Annotated in this window: 13 protein-coding genes; 6 read left to right on the top strand and 7 right to left on the bottom strand. The window is 63.8% G+C overall.

Going from position 1 to position 17,104, the window contains the following annotated elements:
* On the top strand, positions 1-300 hold a 300-nt coding region (locus FBZ87_RS22990; RefSeq protein WP_186454930.1), incomplete at its 5' end, for a transposase.
* Positions 301-450: 150 nt separating this feature from the next.
* Here FBZ87_RS22990 and FBZ87_RS22995 read toward each other — a convergent pair.
* The 6 genes from FBZ87_RS22995 to FBZ87_RS23020 all read right to left on the bottom strand — a co-directional run bounded on the left by FBZ87_RS22995 (position 451) and on the right by FBZ87_RS23020 (position 12,176).
* The gene (locus FBZ87_RS22995; RefSeq protein WP_145612939.1) at positions 451-2,502 is read right to left on the bottom strand and encodes an FkbM family methyltransferase; all 2,052 of its coding nucleotides are present in this window, start codon (positions 2,500-2,502) and stop codon (positions 451-453) included.
* Positions 2,503-2,595: 93 nt separating this feature from the next.
* On the bottom strand, positions 2,596-3,627 hold the full coding sequence (locus FBZ87_RS23000) for a hypothetical protein (RefSeq protein WP_145612940.1): 1,032 nt from the start codon (positions 3,625-3,627) through the stop codon (positions 2,596-2,598).
* Entirely contained in the window at positions 3,620-5,011 is a 1,392-nt protein-coding gene (locus tag FBZ87_RS23005) for a hypothetical protein (protein WP_145612941.1), read from the bottom strand. Before FBZ87_RS23005 ends, FBZ87_RS23000 begins: the two co-directional genes overlap by 8 nt.
* A 394-nt stretch (positions 5,012-5,405) precedes the next feature.
* Complete coding sequence (locus FBZ87_RS23010) at positions 5,406-7,226, bottom strand: HAD family hydrolase (RefSeq protein ID WP_145612942.1); 1,821 nt, start codon at positions 7,224-7,226, stop codon at positions 5,406-5,408.
* Positions 7,223-9,307 (bottom strand): glycosyltransferase family 2 protein, encoded by a 2,085-nt coding sequence (locus FBZ87_RS23015; protein WP_246134543.1) that lies wholly within the window; start codon positions 9,305-9,307, stop codon positions 7,223-7,225. The genes FBZ87_RS23010 and FBZ87_RS23015 overlap by 4 nt, the downstream gene beginning before the upstream one ends.
* A 190-nt stretch (positions 9,308-9,497) precedes the next feature.
* The gene (locus tag FBZ87_RS23020) at positions 9,498-12,176 is read right to left on the bottom strand and encodes a response regulator (protein ID WP_186454931.1); all 2,679 of its coding nucleotides are present in this window, start codon (positions 12,174-12,176) and stop codon (positions 9,498-9,500) included.
* A 282-nt stretch (positions 12,177-12,458) separates the two neighbouring features.
* On the opposite strand from FBZ87_RS23020, the gene FBZ87_RS23025 reads away from it, so the two are divergent.
* Together FBZ87_RS23025 and FBZ87_RS23030 are read left to right on the top strand one after the other, a co-directional pair.
* Complete coding sequence (locus FBZ87_RS23025) at positions 12,459-14,522, top strand: methyl-accepting chemotaxis protein (RefSeq protein WP_186454932.1); 2,064 nt, start codon at positions 12,459-12,461, stop codon at positions 14,520-14,522.
* A 45-nt stretch (positions 14,523-14,567) separates the two neighbouring features.
* Complete coding sequence (locus tag FBZ87_RS23030) at positions 14,568-15,056, top strand: GNAT family N-acetyltransferase (RefSeq protein ID WP_246134544.1); 489 nt, start codon at positions 14,568-14,570, stop codon at positions 15,054-15,056.
* Positions 15,057-15,061: 5 nt separating this feature from the next.
* On the opposite strand, the gene FBZ87_RS23035 is transcribed toward FBZ87_RS23030, so the two are convergent.
* Complete coding sequence (locus FBZ87_RS23035; RefSeq protein ID WP_145612946.1) at positions 15,062-15,484, bottom strand: rhodanese-like domain-containing protein; 423 nt, start codon at positions 15,482-15,484, stop codon at positions 15,062-15,064.
* 186 nt (positions 15,485-15,670) lie between these two features.
* Between FBZ87_RS23035 and FBZ87_RS23040 the strand changes: the two genes are divergently transcribed.
* From FBZ87_RS23040 to FBZ87_RS23050, 3 genes are all read left to right on the top strand, one after another.
* On the top strand, positions 15,671-16,039 hold the full coding sequence (locus tag FBZ87_RS23040; protein ID WP_145612947.1) for an antitoxin Xre/MbcA/ParS toxin-binding domain-containing protein: 369 nt from the start codon (positions 15,671-15,673) through the stop codon (positions 16,037-16,039).
* The gene (locus FBZ87_RS23045) at positions 16,036-16,554 is read left to right on the top strand and encodes an RES family NAD+ phosphorylase (RefSeq protein WP_186454933.1); all 519 of its coding nucleotides are present in this window, start codon (positions 16,036-16,038) and stop codon (positions 16,552-16,554) included. Before FBZ87_RS23040 ends, FBZ87_RS23045 begins: the two co-directional genes overlap by 4 nt.
* A 93-nt stretch (positions 16,555-16,647) precedes the next feature.
* Entirely contained in the window at positions 16,648-16,995 is a 348-nt protein-coding gene (locus FBZ87_RS23050) for a VOC family protein (protein ID WP_145612948.1), read from the top strand.
* Positions 16,996-17,104 lie beyond the last annotated feature (109 nt).

Consider the following 17,104-nt stretch of genomic DNA (forward strand, 5'->3'; position numbering starts at 1 on the left):
CAGCTGGCACCCACGCTCAGTCCGGGCGACGTCGTCATCCTCGACAACCTGGCCAGCCATAAGAGCGAGAAGGCCAAGGCCATCCTCAAGGAGGCTGGCGCCTGGTTCCTCTTCCTGCCGCCTTACAGCCTTGATCTGAACCCTATCGAGATGGCCTTCGCCAAGCTCAAGGCCCACCTCAGGCGCATCAGCGCCAGGACCATCGACGATCTCTGGAAGGCCATCGGAAACATCTGCGACCTGTACGATCCAGATGAATGCTGGAACTACCTCAAGGCCGCAGGGTATGCGTCCAATTAAAGGCTCGATGCTCTAATTTATCTATGGGTGCACGTAGGACACTTGAGCGCGCACCTATAAAGAGCCCCGGAAGGAAACTCTTCAGGAAAGCGCATCTGTACCAGGGTCACGCCGGTACGCACTGAAGCGCTTGTCTTGCAATTGGCTTATTCAAGAGCCCCGCTTGATCGCGTAAAGTCGCTTCAATTCCTTAAAATCACCTCTTAACAGCCGGCTAAGTAGCCGAAATGGCAAAGTAATTCTCCAAGATGTGGAATGGTACATTCCGGCGACCTGGCTGGTAAGGGCCAAGACCTGATGGGTCAGGTTGGCATCATGCCGCTGCAACGCCGCAGCTTCGATGAGCAGCTGCTCCTTCTCCTGGCGTAAAGCCTGCCCTTCGCTGGTTAGTACATCGTTGATCGCGGCGAGATTGTTAACATGTGCGATAATGCGGTCCCGCTCCTGCAGCAGAGTATTCTTTTCCTGTGCTAGGCTTTCATTGATGTCGGTAATATTTCTGACATGTACAGCCATGCGGTCCCGCTCTTGAAGCAAGGCATTATTTTCCTGCGCCAGACCTTCATTGATTGCGGTAATATTTTTGACGTGATTGACTATGCGCTCCCGTTCCTGAAGCAAAGCATCTTTCTCGTACGACAGGTTTTCGTTGATCGCAGTGAGGTTATTGACGTGAGTGACTATGCGCTCCCGTTCCTGAAGCAGAGCATCTTTCTCGTGCGACAGGTTTTCGTTGATCGCAGTGAGGTTATTGACGTGAGTGACTATGCGCTCCCGTTCCTGAAGCAGAGCATCTTTCTCGTGCGACAGGTTTTCGTTGATCGCAGTGAGGTTATTGGCGTGGGTAACCAGGCGCTCCCTTTCGCCTTGCATCGCGTGAAGCTGAGCGTGCAGCTGCTCCAGCTGAGACGCCTGAGATTGGATGGCATGGGCGGCGCGGTCCCTTTCCTCCGCCAGCATGACCTTGCTGGCGCGTGCCTCTTTCGTAAGGTCGTTCAATTGCTCGGTTATGGTGGTAGCGTAAGCGGCCGCCTGCTCCCTTTCCTGGGCCAGCAGGATTTTTTGGGCTCGGGCTTCTTTGACGCTGGCTTCCAGGTTCGCTTTCAGCGCGGTGGACTGCTCCGCCAGCGCTGAAGTTTTTTCCCGCTCCAGAATCAGGTCGGTATCCAAGGCCTGGATTTCCGCTTGTTGATCGTCAATGCGCTGCTGAAGCACGAGTGGCAGGGGAGGTGACCAAGGACGGCTCCCCCCATCCGGGACAAAGCTTACCAGATAGTCCTCCAGGTTTTCCCCCAGCAGGCTGTGGGCCGCCAGGGCCACCGTCTCCTGGTGTGAACGCCCCATCCAGGAGGCTGGGGCCCAGCGCGGGGTCGCCCACAGCGCCAACCGCAAATCCTCACGGCTTTCCACCCGCTTCAGAATGCATCCGGCGACCCGCAGGTCATCATCCAAGACGGGCGCTTCGCTTCGTGTGGCCCACAGTCCGGCTTCATAGCCATAGGGGAAGTCGACCGGCTCTGCCTTTTTGAAGTTGTCAGCCGTTGTCGCTGGAAAGGCGAAATAATAAACGGAGAAGCCCCGATCCAATAGAAATTCGGCCAGATCCAGTGAACCGGGAACCTCATTGCATTCCAGCCACAAGGTGGTGTCGGACGTGTCCAGGAACTCTTGATCATCCTGTAGGATGGCAAGCTCCAGTCCCTCAACGTCAATCTTGATCAAGTCGAAGGGGCCGTGCTCCTGCCGCAGCGCCGCCAGGGTCATGTGGCGGGCGGCTACGGGCACGGCGATCCTGTTATCGTCAGCCGCCATCGCCAGTGAAAAGCTGCCGGCGTTGCCGGGAGCCATGGATGCCTCGAATGGCAGGTTGCCCGCCGGTCCTATAATCGCCGCCAAGGCGACGGCCGACTTAAGGGAGGCGGGCTTGTTGGCGGCGATGTTATGATGCAGGAGCGGGAAGGTGGATGAATTAGCTTCCACGCAACACAAAGCACGGAGCGGCCTCAGCCCGGCCACGCCCAGCCCGAAGGTGCCCAAGAAGGCGCCGATGTCGGCCACTGCGGCGCCATCGGCCAGATTTGCAGCGACGAACCGCGTCTCACAGGAGCCCCACTCGCCATATGTCGCCAGGACACGGCTAATCAGATCGTTCGCAGGATCGACGACCTTCAGCCGGCCATACCGCGTTTCAACTTCCTGCACTTGCTTCTTACTCCCGTAACCAAGACCGTCATTGGCCGCCGGTTATTGCCAGCAGCATCAGTGTCGACCGGAGGTGATCCATGTGGTGGGACGTCAGCGTAGCCCTTCAGCCGCGCACCACGCTTGATAGCCGCTCGGACCGGACAGGAAGGGATCCTTAAAGTGATTACGCACATCCCAGCGCGCACGCCAAGTCAGCCGATGGGAACGGGGTATAGTCGTGCCATCGGCATAGGTGCCATATATCCACCATCGGTCGGGCAGCCCATCTGCCTTGTGGGCTGACAGCCGTTCACGGTACCAGCGCAATAACTCAAAAACCTCGGTGTCACCGTAGGAGTAGCGGGCCAGCATCCCCTCCCCGGCGGTGTTGACCTTCGTGAAGTGGAAGAAGCGCAATACCTCCCCGCCGGCGCGGATCATGCCGTCATCCCCAATAGTGATCGGCCGATTCCCCAGGTTCCACGATGCCACGTTATAGGCCGGATTGTGCAGGATCCCCACATCACGGAATAGGGCCGGTACCAGATCACACCACCGTTGATCCGTGAACAAGCCATTGGGGACGTCGTCGTGGCAGAACTGCAGCAGCCGATCCCGCCACCACCCGGCGAAGCGCTTGCCCTCGGTGCAGGCGCGGACAGCGACAAAGCCCAGATTGTAGACGCCGTGTTTGAGCGAACCGATTTCATTGTCCAGGATGCCGGCCAAGGACGATTCCGGCGTCGCGATGTGGGGGGTTAGAATCACGGAATGCCGCCCCAACATGTCCACGACATGATCAAGGGGAGAAAAGACGGCGATGTCCGGATCCAGGTAAACGACAAATTCAGCGCCTTCGCTGAGGAGCTTGTGCATCATCGGCCCTTTGACCGCCGTGCACAACTCCACCACATCATGGCCGAAAGCCCAGCTGCGATAGTCATCTATGCCCAGGTCACGGATGTTGACGACGTGGTCGAAATCTTCTTCCGCCAAGTCGAAACGGAATCCCGGCGGTGCGTCATCCGACAGCAGCAGCCACATCGTCCAATCTGGATGATGCCGTCTGACGGTTTCCGCCAGGACGCGCGCCCGGTCCAGGTAGCTGAATGAAATGCTCGTATAACAGTGGACCTTAGGCATCGCCGCTCTCTTGAAGCAGAATGGCACCCGTCCCCTGGCTGGGGACTAGGTGGCCGGTGCGGCGATCCGCCCCGGCCGCCAGTTCCAGAATATGGCCTTCAGCGAACAAGGCTTGCAACTCGACCTCCGTTTCGATCACGCAGGCGCGGTTGGGCGCCACGGCAGTCACCAGAGACCCGACGTTGCCCGCCCCCTTGCGCGCGATGACGAAGGCGCCGCCGGCCACCGCCTCCATGGCGGTGAAGCTGAAGCTTTCGTAACAGAGGGACCAATTTATCGCCACGTCCACACCGGCCTCGATCACGGCTTTCACCATGGCGTGACGATCTTCCCGGCTGACTTGGGTGTAGATGTGGCGAATGTTGGGCACGTCTAGGGTCAGGGTTCCAAGCTGAATGAATTCATACCGCGGATCGCCCTGGTGCCAGCGGGCCAGCGATTCAAACGCCTGCCAACCCTTGGCGAATAGGGGTGCGCCCAGATGGCCCACGCGTAAGGGCCGCCCGCGGTTGAAAGGCGCTGCCTCCGACTGGAACTCTACACGGCACGGCGGGACGACGCGCGTCGGACCCGTGAAGCCCGTATGCCGCTGCCAAACCTTCAGGATGGTGGCGGAAGGGGCCAGCACCGTGGGGCACGTATTGGCCAGGAATGCACCCATGCGGGTGACATGGCCCGGTCGTTCACTTCCGGATGGGCAAATTCCGCAGGCGGGCGAACCGATGGGCGGGCTGCCGCAGAACGAGATGTCATTGCGCAGCAGATGGACACTGGGGCAGAGGGCGAAGAGATCGTGCGCCCAGAACACCGTCTGCGCATTGGGGCAGGCCGTGACCAACGCGGCGATCAATTCAGGCGCGTGGCCCAGCAACTGGTGAATGATGAATGTCAGGTTGCGATGGGTCCGGCCCAAAAGCGTGACGGTCGTCGCCACGTCAGCCATTGTAACAACGCCCAGCCGTACACCGTTCAGCGACGCGACCAAGCGCATCATGTGCGCCGGCACGGGGTCCGAAAGCATGGGCAGGGGCTGCACCGGACAGAAGTGTAGGTAAGTCCAGCCGGCGTGGCGCAGGGCTGCTTCCTCGTCGTTCATGCAGTTCTGCGTGCCACCGAAGACCGTGAGGTAGTGATCGTGGCTGAAAACGACGGCCCATCCGGCCGCCTGGGCGACACCCGCGTCTTCCAGCGCACTCAGCAGTTCCTCTCGGGGCAGCGGATCTTCCCGGGTCACAGGCTGCCAGTGCGCGGCGCGCGCGCGAGGCGAGATCGCGTGGTTAATTGTTTCGCGTGCCGGATCGCGGCGCAGCCGATAAGCCCAGCCCTCCAACGTGGGTGGAACTATCACCCCGCGCCGATCATAGTCATTCGGAATAGCATCCAATTCAATCTCCGCATAGCTATTAAGAATTACGCCCCGCAGGCAGCAGAACAATCCTCGGCAATATCTGGTGTTGGCACAGTTGGAGTCACCATTTGGAACATGCAACCCTTGGCGAACCTATGGCGAATTCTTCTCGAAATGAGCTTCCTATTTAAGCGCTCCAAGAATGAGGAGAGATGAGGCAATATAACAAAAAAGACCCAAGCAATTGACCAACGAGGAAAAATTACAGCAAGTTCAATATTATTGAATGTTTATTTCTTTGTTTCGCCGCCTGACTTCATGGCACATTCTTGCGTTCCGTCATGTCTGCGTACGCCCTTCGGCGACGGAAATCACCGCCAAGTCTGTATTTTTAGTTGGAGAAGCGCGCGCCAATCAATGTCGACATGTGTCACCCCAAGGCGTCCTTCAGTAACATGTCCTTATTACGGGTTGCGCCCCAACTGTCGAAATTCTTGAGTGCAGCGACGGCGCCCGCCACGGGCTTGCCCGGGCGCCCCAACAGATCGACCAGCGGCCACGCCGTTTCCAGGGGCAGGGTCTTATCGGTCGTGGCGGCCGACCCGGACGCGCGCGCAGCCACCTGATCACGGGCATAGGCCTGCATGCCTTCGGCGACGGCGGCCGCAGCCGCAGACAATTCCCCTTTGGGATCGAACCGCCCGTCCTCAAGCCAACGCACGCCAGCGGAGCCCGGCTCCAGCCCGATTATGGAGTTATGCGGGGCGGTGAAGAATAGCTCGATCAGCACCCGATTGTCGTAAAGCCGACGTACTACGCTGTCGGCAACGCTGTCGGTGGAAAACAGCCCCCTCATAGCGTGGCGCCGTCGACGGCGTGCGGTGTCTGGGCTGTCGGCCAAGCAAAAATAATATCCCTGGACGCTCACGTCGACCATGGGCCGGACCGCAGTCTCAAACGCCTCCTGCGTGGTGCCATGCCAACCCACGTCGACCAGAGCGACGCGGGTGCCTCGCTGCAACTTCAGCTCTTTCAGATAATTGAACAGGCCGCGCCGATTGCGCCGGCAAACCGCCATGATTTCGAAGCGGTATTCATGCAGGAAGGCGTGCATGCGGGCGTGCAAGGCGGGCGACAGCATAACATCGTCCCCCAGCCCATACTGCTTCATCACTTCCGCAGCCGGCGCGGGCACGCCAATGCGCTCCAGCACCTCGTAAGGCGACAAGCCGTCGGATCCGGACAGGAGATAAGGAAGATACGTGGGAAAATTCTGATCGTTGATGGCGGCCAGGGTAAACGCGGTCCGGGAACCACCAAAATAGCTGCAGCGCGGCAGGTCCCAGGCTCCCAGGTTTTCACGGACGATGCGGTCCATGACATAACCATCGCGCGCCAGGAACAGTACATGATCGATACCGTCCTCGCGCACCTGCCGTTCCATCCAGTCCAGGAAAGCAACCGCGCAGCGCCCGCCTAAATTATATCCCAGTTCCCGGGGATCCACCGGCACTTCGTCGCAGGGCTTCGGCGCGACGGGGGACGTCACCGTCTCGCGCCGATAAAGGAAGGTGGCAAGACCCTTGGCATTGGCCTGGGCGATGTCGCCATGGGGATTGTCGCCGATATGCAGAAGCCGGGCTCGGGGCACCTGCAGGTAATCGGCCACCAAGTCGAACAGGTCACCGAAATCGCGCTTGGTGGCATCGCAGGCGCTGGAGATGAACAGCGGTACGGACGGAACACCGTAACGTTCCAGCGCATCCTTGAAAAATGGCTCCGTCAAATACATGTCGGAGGTAATAACGACCGGCTTACCCAAATTCAGCGCGTGGTGAAGCGCCCCCAATACAGTGGGATCGGGACGGATGACGTCAAGTTCCAGCGCATATTCCGCCGCCTGCAGCGACCGCACCAGAGCTTGGTCCAGGGGCAAGCATTCGTATATGCCGGTCAGCGAGATTTCATTGCGCCCGGCCTTGTGCATGCGGGCGAACGCCTCGGCTTGGGCAGCCTTCCGCTGCGCCCGGAAGTCGGGTAGGTCGAAACGGCGACCGATGATGTCGAAGACATCATCCGGGCTATCGACAATGCGGTAGAACAGCGTGTCAAAGAAATCGAAAGACACCGCATCCGCGGTGGCGACCGCGTGGTGCAACGCTGCCGCCATGCCTTCGTCCCCGCCCCGCATGTCGACAGTCGTGGCCATCGTCGTAGCAGCCGCGGCGCCACCCTGCATCACCACCGTCATCGCGCCGCCTCGAAATAGATCCCGTTGGGATGCAGGTTGGGGTTATGGAAGGGGTCGTGCTGATAGAAGTTGGGATGCAGGTCATACAAGCGGCGGCGATCACGCACCAACCGCTCCCTCTTTTCTTCGTTCATATGATCCACACCACGGCTGACGGATTCGTGATGGATCAGCCGCACCGCCTGGCACATCACATTAAAATATCCCGCCTCGTGCAGGCGCATGCAGATATCGATATCGTTGTACGCAATCGGCAGGCTGACGTCGAAGCCACCGATGGCCTGGAATTTCCGCCGTTCCACCATAAGGCAGGCGCCAGTCACGGCTAGCCAGTTGTATTCCAGGAGGTTGCGCAGGAAATAGCCAGGCGCGTCGGGATCCTGCCGCCAGAAGGCATGGCCAGGCCCATTCTCTAAATTGAGTACGCCGGCATGCTGCGTCTCGCGTCCGCCCGGATACAGCAGCTTCGCCCCCACGGCGCCCACGTGGTCCAACTGGGCATAACCGGTCATACGCTCGACCCAGTCGGCGGTCACCACTTCAGTGTCGTCGTTCAGGAACAGCAGCACGTCACCTGTGGCCGCTTCGGCCCCCAGGTTATTCAATTCCGAATAATTGAAGGGTGCGTCATGGCGCACAACCTTAACCTGCGACCAACCACGGATGCGGTTCAGATACGCCAGGGACGGCGGATCCTGTGTCCCGTTGTCCAAAACCACGATCTCGTACTTGTCATAGGAAGACTTGGCGCGGATGCTGTCGATGCAAGCGGACAGCACCCGCCAGTTGTCTCGCGTGGGGATGATGATGGAGACGGTTGGCGCGCCCCGCACATTGTACCGTACGCGGTAGTACCCCGGGACCTGGGGCAGAGGCTCCAGCGTGCCGTCCAGACCGCGACGGTTCAAGGCGTCCAAACGCAGCCTCTCGGACATGGCGATGGCATAAGGTTTGGCGTTCAAGTCGGCCGCGATGGATTGAGGAATGATACGCCAGTGGTAAAGGACCTTGGGGACATGCCGGATGCGAGTCGTCTTTTCCGCGATCCGCAGAACCATGTCCCAGTCCTGGCAGCCGTCATATTCCGACCTGAGACCACCCAATTCCTGTAGCAACGACCGGCGCACGCAGCTGACATGGCACGTGTACATCGTGCTCATCATCGTGTCGGGCGACCAATCCGGCTTGAAGAAAGGTTGGGCAAAGCACCCATCTTCCGTAATTTTATCTTCGTCGCTGTAGACGAAGTCTGGATCGTCGCGATCAATACACTGCGCCAGTTCGTATAAACAGTCGGGCGTCAGCTCGTCATCGTGGTCGAGAAAGACGATGAAGTCGCCCGTCGCCACCGCCAGGCCCGCGTTGGTCGCGCCCGCGATACCCCGGTTCTCCGTCAGCCTCAGCACGGTGACACGGGGGTCTCGCACCCCATCCAACACGGCGCTGGTCGCAGGGTCGGTGCCCGCATCGTCCACTAGAACCATCTGCCAGTGGGGATACCATTGCCCCAAGACTGAGCGCAGCGCCGCTTCCAGGATGGTGGGGGGCGTATTGTAGACGGGCACGACAATCGAGAATGTAATCGACCTGGACAGGGCGGAGATTGATGCCATCAAGTCCACGGGCGGACGTGGCATGCGGTAGGCATAGCCATCCGGCCCCAGACCGCACACCGGCGGAGCGTCGTTCTGGAGCACGGATACCGGCACGGATAGCATGCCGGGAGCAACACCGTGCAGCAGCCAGAACTTGATTCCGGGCACGCCATGATCGCGGCGTATGCGTAACAGATCGACGACAGGCGCCAGAAGGCCGTGGTTGCGCGCGGTGCGTGTCAGAGTTCGCAAGGCCACCTTGACCTGCCGGGCACGACGGGAGCACCAGCGCAAAGGGGTCGTCAAACGCCAGCTGCGGGACTGATAAATTCGGGCCAATTCCAGACCTAGGGCCGTCTTGTCGGCCTCGATCGCTTGCAACTGATAGGCGCGCTCATCAACCAGCTGATTAAGACGCCCAATGTTGAGGTCACGATCCTCCAGCTGACGGATGAGTTCGGCGATACGCTCGTCCCGCTTATCCAAGGGGGACGCCAAACCGCCAGCCTTAAGGGAGGTCGGCATTCCTGTCAGGGCCATCGCGATTACCAAAATTTATTTCAAATAAATGTCTTCCAGCCCACAGGACTGGCACGATTACTTCAATGAGCAGGATAGACAAAGAAGCTGCGGCCAAGCTATATGGAACAGGCATTTCTGTCAACGAACGGGCTGGTTATTCAGTTACGGCGACGGCCACTGCGGTGACCGGGCCCGGTGCGCCGAACCGCCGTGCGACCGCGGCCCAGCCCTCCCGCCCCGCCGTGACCGCGGCGTCGGCCAGCGACAGCACCCGGTCGCGCTGCCGGTTCGGGGCGGCGCAGGCAGCGTGCAGCGCCTCGCCCAGCGCCTGCAGTTGCTTGAGGCCGGCACTTCCGGCGGTGGAGATGAGGTCGTGCGCCTCGGCGCGCAGCCCGTCCATGTCGCCGCGGGCGCGCAGCGCCGCCACTCGGTCCAGGCGTTCGCCCCCATGCGTCACCAGGCTTCTGACGAGACTCTGGAACTGCTCGCGGCCGGCGATAAGCTCCAGCCGCAGCAGCACGCTTTCATCCAGGACCGTGGCAGCCGGCAAAGGAGTAGCCGGCATGGCCGGCGCCACCTCGTGGGGTGAGGCTTTGGTCCATCGCGCTACGGTGCCCAGGAACTTGCGCTGGTCGAAGGGCTTGGCCACCACGTCGTCCATGCCAGCGTCCAGATATTCCTCGCGCATGCCGGCCATGGCGTTGGCCGTCAGGGCGATGATGGGCACACGCACGCTGCCCTGGTGCGCACGGATGAGCCGCGTGGCCTCCAGCCCGTCCATGCGCGGCATCTGCACGTCCATCAGGATCAGGTCGAAAATGCCACCCGGCGCGGTCGCCGCGCGCACGCCATCCTCGCCGTCTTCGGCCAGGGTGACCTCGTACCCCTCTTTCCGCAGCATCAGCAGCGCCACCTGCTGGTTGATCTGGTTGTCTTCCACCAGCAGCACGCGGCGGCCGGCGCCGGTGCCCACCTTGGCCGGGTCGGGCTTGACCGGGGACGCCGCCACTTGGCTTAGGAACAGGCGGCTCAACACGTCCAACAAGGTCTGCCGGCGCACGGGCTTGGCCAGCACGGCGGCGAAGACGTCGACTTCGGCGTTGCCCCGGTCCATGACCCCAAAGGACGAGATGAGCACCAGCTTGGTTTCGGCAAACCGGCTGTCGTCGCGGATGCGCTGGCCCAGCTCATCACCCCGGACGTCAGCCATGGAGAAGTCCACCAACACCAGATCAGGCGGCCGGCCCGCTTCCCAGCTTCTTTCCAGCGCCGCCAGGGCGGACGCCGCGCCGTCGGCCAGACTGACCACCAGGCCCAGATCGCTGAGCGCGCGGCTCAAGATCTTCTGATGCAGGGGGATGTCGTCCACCACCAGCACCCGCAGGCCTTTGATGCCGTCCACCAGAGTGTCCTGGTCCACCAGGGTGGCAACCACCGGTCGCAAGGGCACGGTGAACCAGAAGGTGCTGCCCTGGCCGGGAACACTGTTGACGCCGATCTCGCCCCCCATCAGCTCCACCAGCTGGCGGCAGATGGACAGGCCCAGGCCCGTGCCGCCGAAACGGCGGGTGATGGAGCTGTCGGCCTGGCTGAACTTCTGGAACAGTCGGGCACGCTGTTCCTCCGGGATGCCGATGCCCGTGTCGCTGACGGCGATGCGCAGCCGGCGGCGGCCGTCCGCGCCAACGGCGGCGCCGGGTTCCTGGCCGATCTCGATGGCGACACTGCCGGTGGTGGTGAATTTGATGGCGTTGGACACCAGGTTGGCCAGGATTTGGCGCAGGCGGGTGGGGTCACCGCGATAGGCGCCGCGCGCCGCGTCCTCCACATAGCAGACCAGGTCCAGGTCCTTTTCCGCCGCCTTGGGCGACAGCAGCATGGTGACGCTGTCCGCCAGCTCATCCATGGAAAAGTCGATCTCCTCCAGCTCGACCTTGCCGGCCTCGAGCTTGGAGACGTCCAGGATATCGTTGATGATGGACAGCAGCATTTCGCCGCTGTCATGGATGGCGGCGGCCAGTACCCGCTGCTCCGCATCCAGCGGCGTATCCAGGATCAGCTGCGCCATGCCCAGCACGCCGTTCATGGGCGTGCGGATCTCGTGACTCATGTTGGCCAGGAATTCCGACTTGGCGCGGCTGGCCGCCTCGGCCGCCAGGCGCGCCTGGTCACGCTGTTCCGCCAGGGTCGCCATCTCCAGCGCCTGGTGCTGCAGGGTGGCCTCGGCCCGGCGCCGCTCCGCCACCTCGACCTCCAGCCGGGCGACCGTGGCCGTCCGTTCCTCCAGCAGCATCTGCTTCTCATGGAAGCTGAGTTGCTTGCCCAGGGCGCCGCCCAAGGCCTTGGCCATCATTTGCAGCAGGGCCACGTCCTCGGCCGTGAAGGCGTCGGGTTCCGTGCCCATGACCTTCAGCACGCCGACCACGCGGCCCGCCTCGGACAGCGGCGCACAGATCATGGAGCGCACACCCACCATCCGGCAGGCGTTGCGGTCCACGCGGTCATCGGTCTCGCTGTCCCGGCACATCAGGACCTTCTCGGTCTCGACGCAATAGCCGGACAGGCTGCCCTTGCGTTTCAGGCGCACGCCGACGAACTGCGACACGGCACCGCTGGCGGCGCGGTAGACCATGTCGTCGCCCTCCGCCAGTTCGACCACGGCGCCCTTGGCGTGCATAAGGCGCTGCAGGCGGTCCACCACCGTCTGCATGAAGGCATCCAAGTCCAGGTCGGAATCGGCCAGTAAAGACTGGGTGAGCACCACTTCGCTCAGGCGCTCCACCTGATGCTCCAACGCACGGATGCGGTCCGCCTCGGACTCCGACCGGGTCACGCCTGCCTCTTTCACGCTCAAGCCATCGAACCTAGCCATACCAAGGCGCCACTATACGTGCACCTCGCCCTGCGAGCAGCGTTCAAGTTGGGACGCAAGGACTATCTTTGGCAGTAAATGGCAGGCGCCGCCAGCCAGGGCGCGCCCCGACGCTAGCCACGGCCCAAGCTATGGATCATGGTTCATGCAACCTTAACCTGGACGCTATATCGCTATATTTGGCGGAAAGCGCCCTGTCCACGTCAGGCTAGGTCCACGTCAGGCAAGCCAGGAGGTACCCCGGTGAACATCAGCAAGACCGTCTTGTCGGGGATCGGTGGCGTCGCCGCCCTCGCCGTGGCCCTATCGGGCATCATCGCCTTCGTCGCCGCCCGGGACCTGGCGGCACAGGCCGACGCCGGGCGGAACTTGGCGGCCTATAGCGACACCCTCAGGTTGGGCGCCCTGCTGGCCTCGGAACGGGCCGCCTGGAATGGCGCCTTCAGTGCGGACGGCCCGGCTGACACCGGTGCCAGCAGCGCGCCGGCCAGGGCCATGGCGGCCACGGACGCCGCCCTGACCGCCGCGCAGAGCAGTACCGCCGCCGCGCACCTGGACCTGGCCGGCCTGGGCCAGGCGGAAAAACTGCTGACCGACATGCGGGCCGGCGCCAAGACCGAAACCGCCAAGGCAAAAGCCGACCGGGCGGCGGACGGCGCGGGGCGCATGCAGGAGGGCATCGCCGCCGCCGCCGCCGCGGTGGACCATGCCGCCGACCTGGCCTTCCGCCGTACAGCCGCCTCGTCCGCCGACCTGACGGTACCCCTGCAGATCGCCGCCATGGCGCAGGACCTGCGCGCCGCTGCCGGTACCCGCTCCGCCATCCTCAGCCTGTTCCAGGCGGGCCAGGCGCTGGACGCCAAGCGCCTGCAGACCGCCACCCAGTTGACCGGCCAGGTGGCCACCCTATGGCGGCTGCAGACCCAGGCCGTGGCCAATCTGGGCAGCCCGGCCAAGCTGGCCGAGGCGCTGACCACTGAGGAGGCCACCCTGATGAAGGAGGGGGAGCCGCGCTATCAGGCCATCCTGGAGGCGGCTCGCACCGGCGCGACCAGCCCCATGGAAAACGCCGCCTGGCGGGCCTGGACCAGCCCCATGCTGGACAACGCCCTGATCCTGCGGGACCGCGCGCTGGAGACGGCGCGTGACATGAACCGCGACGCCCTGGCGGAGGCGCGCCTGCGCCTGGTGCTGGGCGGCCTGACCCTGGCCTTCGTCGCCGTCATCACCGCCCTGGTGGCCTGGGTGCTGCGCCGCCGCGTGACCCAGCCCATCAAGGACCTGACCCAGGCCATTACCCGCCTGGCGGAGGGCGACCTGGAGGTGGCCATTGCCGCGCCGCGCGTACAGGACGAGGTGGGTGCCATGGCGGTCGCCCTGACCGTGCTGCGCGACAACGCCGCCCAGGCCCGTGCGGCCGAGCGCGAGGCCGCTTCCGCCCGTCAGGCGGCGTTGGACCGCGCCCGGGCGGTGGACGGGCTGTGCCGCGACTTCGACAGCCGCGCCACCGTCGGCTTGAACGCCATGGAGGAGGCGGCGGATCATCTGGCCGCTACCTCCGCCGCCATGACGGAGACGGCTCAACACTCCAGCCGCCAGGCATCCACCGTGGCCAGCGCCGCCCAGACCGCGTCCAGCGGCATCAATACCGTGGCCGCCGCGGCGGAAGAGCTGTCAGCCTCCATCTCCGAGATCAGCCGGCAGATGGCCCAGTCCACCACCATCGCCAACGACGCCATGGCCAAGGCGGAGGAGACAGACCAGGCCATCGCCGTCCTGGCGGCCGCCAGCGCCAAGATCGGGGAAATCGTGGGCCTGATCACGGCCATTGCCAGCCAGACCAATTTGCTGGCCCTGAACGCCACCATCGAGGCGGCACGGGCGGGCGAAGCGGGCAAGGGCTTCGCCGTCGTGGCGGCGGAGGTCAAGAACCTGGCCAACCAGACGGCCCAGGCGACGGATGAGATCACCCGCCAGATCGGGGAAATCCAGTTGGTGACGCGCAGTGCCGTGGCCGGCGTGCGCGCCATTTCCGACGTCATCCACACCATGGGCGGCATCACCGCCGGCATCGCGGCGGCGGTGGAGGAACAGGGGGCGGCGACGCAGGAGATCGCCCGCAACGTGCAGGAGGTGGCCATGTCCACTCACCAGATCACCGCCAGCATCGATGACGTGCGCACGGCCGTGGAACAATCCACCACCGTGGCGGGCGACCTGCGCCAGGCGGCCACCTCCATGACCGATCGGGCGGAACGGCTGAAGGGCGACGTGGCCGGCTTCCTGGGCGGCGTGCGCACGGCCTGAGCTGGCCTGGCGGCCTGCTTGGCCGTACAAGGATTCCCAATGCAAATGGGGAATCGTATGGATCTGCCCAACCGCTTGAGCCATCGGCCGCTGACACAGGATGACGTGGGTCTGGTGTGCCGGCACCGCGCCGCCATGTTCCGCGAGTCCGGCCGGCCGGAGGACGCCATCGCGTCCATGGCGGCGCCCTTCCGCGACTGGCTGGCGCCCCGCCTGGCGGACGGGCGCTATTTCGGCTTCGTCCTGGAAGATGCGGATGGCGCGGCCGCGGCCGGCATCGGCCTGATGGAGATCGACTGGCCGCCCCATCCCGCACATCCCGGGGAAGCCCGGCGCGGCTATGTCCTGAACGTCTATGTCGAACCCACCCACCGCCGCCGGGGCCTGGCCCGCCAGCTGATGACTCTGGCGGAGGCGGAGTTCCGGCGGCGCGGCGTCGCCTATGCCATCCTGCACGCCACGGCGGCCGGCCGGCCCCTGTATGAGCAAGCCGGCTGGGCCCCGACCACCGAGATGGCCAAGGCCCTCACCTGACCGGATCAGGCCCGCGCCAAGCCCAGGCCCTCATCGATCCAGCCCGTCAGCCCGCCAATCATCTCCTTCACCGGACGGCCCATCCTGGCCAGCTTCAACGCCGCCTTGGTGGAGCCGTTGCAATGCGGCCCGGCGCAATAGACGACGAACAGCGTGTCGGCAGGGTAGTCGGCCAACCGCACCTCGCTCAGCTGCCGGGTGGGGATGTTGACGGCACCCGGCACGTGGCCGGCGGCGTACATTGCCGGGGTGCGCACGTCCACCAGCACGAAGTCCCTGGTCTCATGGTTGGTGGCGTACCAGACGTCGGCGCAGTCGGTCTCAAACGCCAGCTTGGCTTCGAAATGAGCCGCGGCGGCCTGGGATGAGGCGGCTGGCGCCTTGGCGACGACGGAAGGGGAAGCGGGGATGTAAGCAGCGGTGGTCATGATCGGTATCCCTGTGAGACGATGGTGACGCGCACTTTGTCGCCCGGCGTCCGAATTCCCGCCAGTGGCGCGTCCGCCAATAGGCGGGCACTTCCAGCCAAGCGGCGCCTAACGGAAAAAGGCTGGCGCGAAGGCCCCGGATGCCCCACATTATGTCCCTAGATACGGGTAATTGATGAGGCGGCCATGGGCTCGCATGTGGCCTTCCTGGCGGAAGTGATGGCATCCGACGGCTTGGTCGCCACCGACCGCCTGGCAACCCAATTGCGCATCACCAAGACCGAACTGGCAGGCGCGATGGGCCTGTCCCGCGACGCCGTCTCCAAATCCGGCCGGTTGCGCGCGCCCAGCACCCAGGCCCGGCTGCGCGACGGGGTGGAGATCATCAATCGCATCCTGGCCTGGTCAGGTTCCCTTCCGCAGGCCTTCGCCTGGTACCGGGCGCAGCCCATCCCGTCCTTTGGCGATCAGACGGCCGAGGACCTGGTGAAGGAAGGCCGGGCCGAGGCGGTGAAGCGATACCTGAGCCGCATCGCCATCGGCGGCTACGCGTGAGGCTGACGGGCCTGGTCTACCGGGCACACAACCCGCGTTGGGCATTCCTGCCGGACTCTGGCGACGGGGCTGCCCGGTTCGGCGGACGCTTCAACCCGCCGGGAATGCCAACCCTCTATACCGCGCGCCGCCTTGAGACGGCTTGGCTGGAGGCGCAGCAAGCCTTCCCCTTCAAGGCGCAGCCCATGACGATGGTGGCCTATGAAGTGGACTGTGCGGGCATCGTGGATTTGACCGACCCCGCCGAACGGGCTGCCCATGGCATCGATGGGGCCGACTTGGCCTGCGCCTGGGAGGACCTGGCCGATCGGGGTCAGATACCAGGCAGCTGGCGAATAGCGCAGCGGCTACATCAGGCGGGGCATGTCGGCATCGTGGTGCCCAGCTTCGCCCCCGGCGCCAGCGCCATCGACATCAATGCCGTCTTCTGGACTTGGGGACCGATGCCGCCCCATCAGGTGCGGGTGATCGACGACGCCGGGCGCCTGCCCCGCAACGACCTGTCGTGGCGCTGATGCCCCGGGGGCCGATCCTGCTGACAGCTTCTGTCACCCGGCGCGGCTAGGAAGGTCCGACCAGACAAACGCAGGACAAAGGCACGCGATCCCATGCCCCGCCCCAACTACATCGAGCTGCCCACCCGCGACATCGCAGCATCACAGCGCTTTTACGAACAGGCATTCGGCTGGTCGCTGACCGGCTTCGGCCCCACCTACGCCTGCACCATGACCGGCGACGTGGACATCGGCCTGCAGGCCGACGCGGCGGAGGCGACCAAGGCCCCCCTGACCGTCATCGAGGTGGATGATCTGGAGGCGGCGCTGGCCGCCGTGACCGCCGCCGGCGGCACCATTGTCCGCCCGACCTTCAGCTTTCCCGGAGGCCGCCGTTTCCAGTTCACCGACCCCTCGGGCAATGAGCTGGCGGTGATGCAGCCGGACGCCCATCAGGATTGACCCGCGCGTAGTGTGCAACGCTGGGGCGGCACAGTCCTGCACCATGGGGTGGCGGGGCTGCCTTAAAATGCCCCCATCGCGGGTGGCCCCGGTCGTCATGGGGAGCCAC

It is taken from the genome of Nitrospirillum amazonense (genome assembly GCF_007828035.1).
Lineage (GTDB): Bacteria > Pseudomonadota > Alphaproteobacteria > Azospirillales > Azospirillaceae > Nitrospirillum > Nitrospirillum amazonense.

What these genes read in the sequence shown, in the direction of transcription:
- FBZ87_RS23030 (WP_246134544.1), top strand. Translation starts at nt 14,568, where the DNA reads ATGGGGAATCGTATGGATCTGCCCAACCGCTTGAGCCATCGGCCGCTG.
- FBZ87_RS23010 (WP_145612942.1), bottom strand. Translation starts at nt 7,226, where the DNA reads ATGACGGTGGTGATGCAGGGTGGCGCCGCGGCTGCTACGACGATGGCC.
- FBZ87_RS23035 (WP_145612946.1), bottom strand. Translation starts at nt 15,484, where the DNA reads ATGACCACCGCTGCTTACATCCCCGCTTCCCCTTCCGTCGTCGCCAAG.
- FBZ87_RS23040 (WP_145612947.1), top strand. Translation starts at nt 15,671, where the DNA reads ATGGGCTCGCATGTGGCCTTCCTGGCGGAAGTGATGGCATCCGACGGC.
- FBZ87_RS23000 (WP_145612940.1), bottom strand. Translation starts at nt 3,627, where the DNA reads ATGCCTAAGGTCCACTGTTATACGAGCATTTCATTCAGCTACCTGGAC.
- FBZ87_RS23050 (WP_145612948.1), top strand. Translation starts at nt 16,648, where the DNA reads ATGCCCCGCCCCAACTACATCGAGCTGCCCACCCGCGACATCGCAGCA.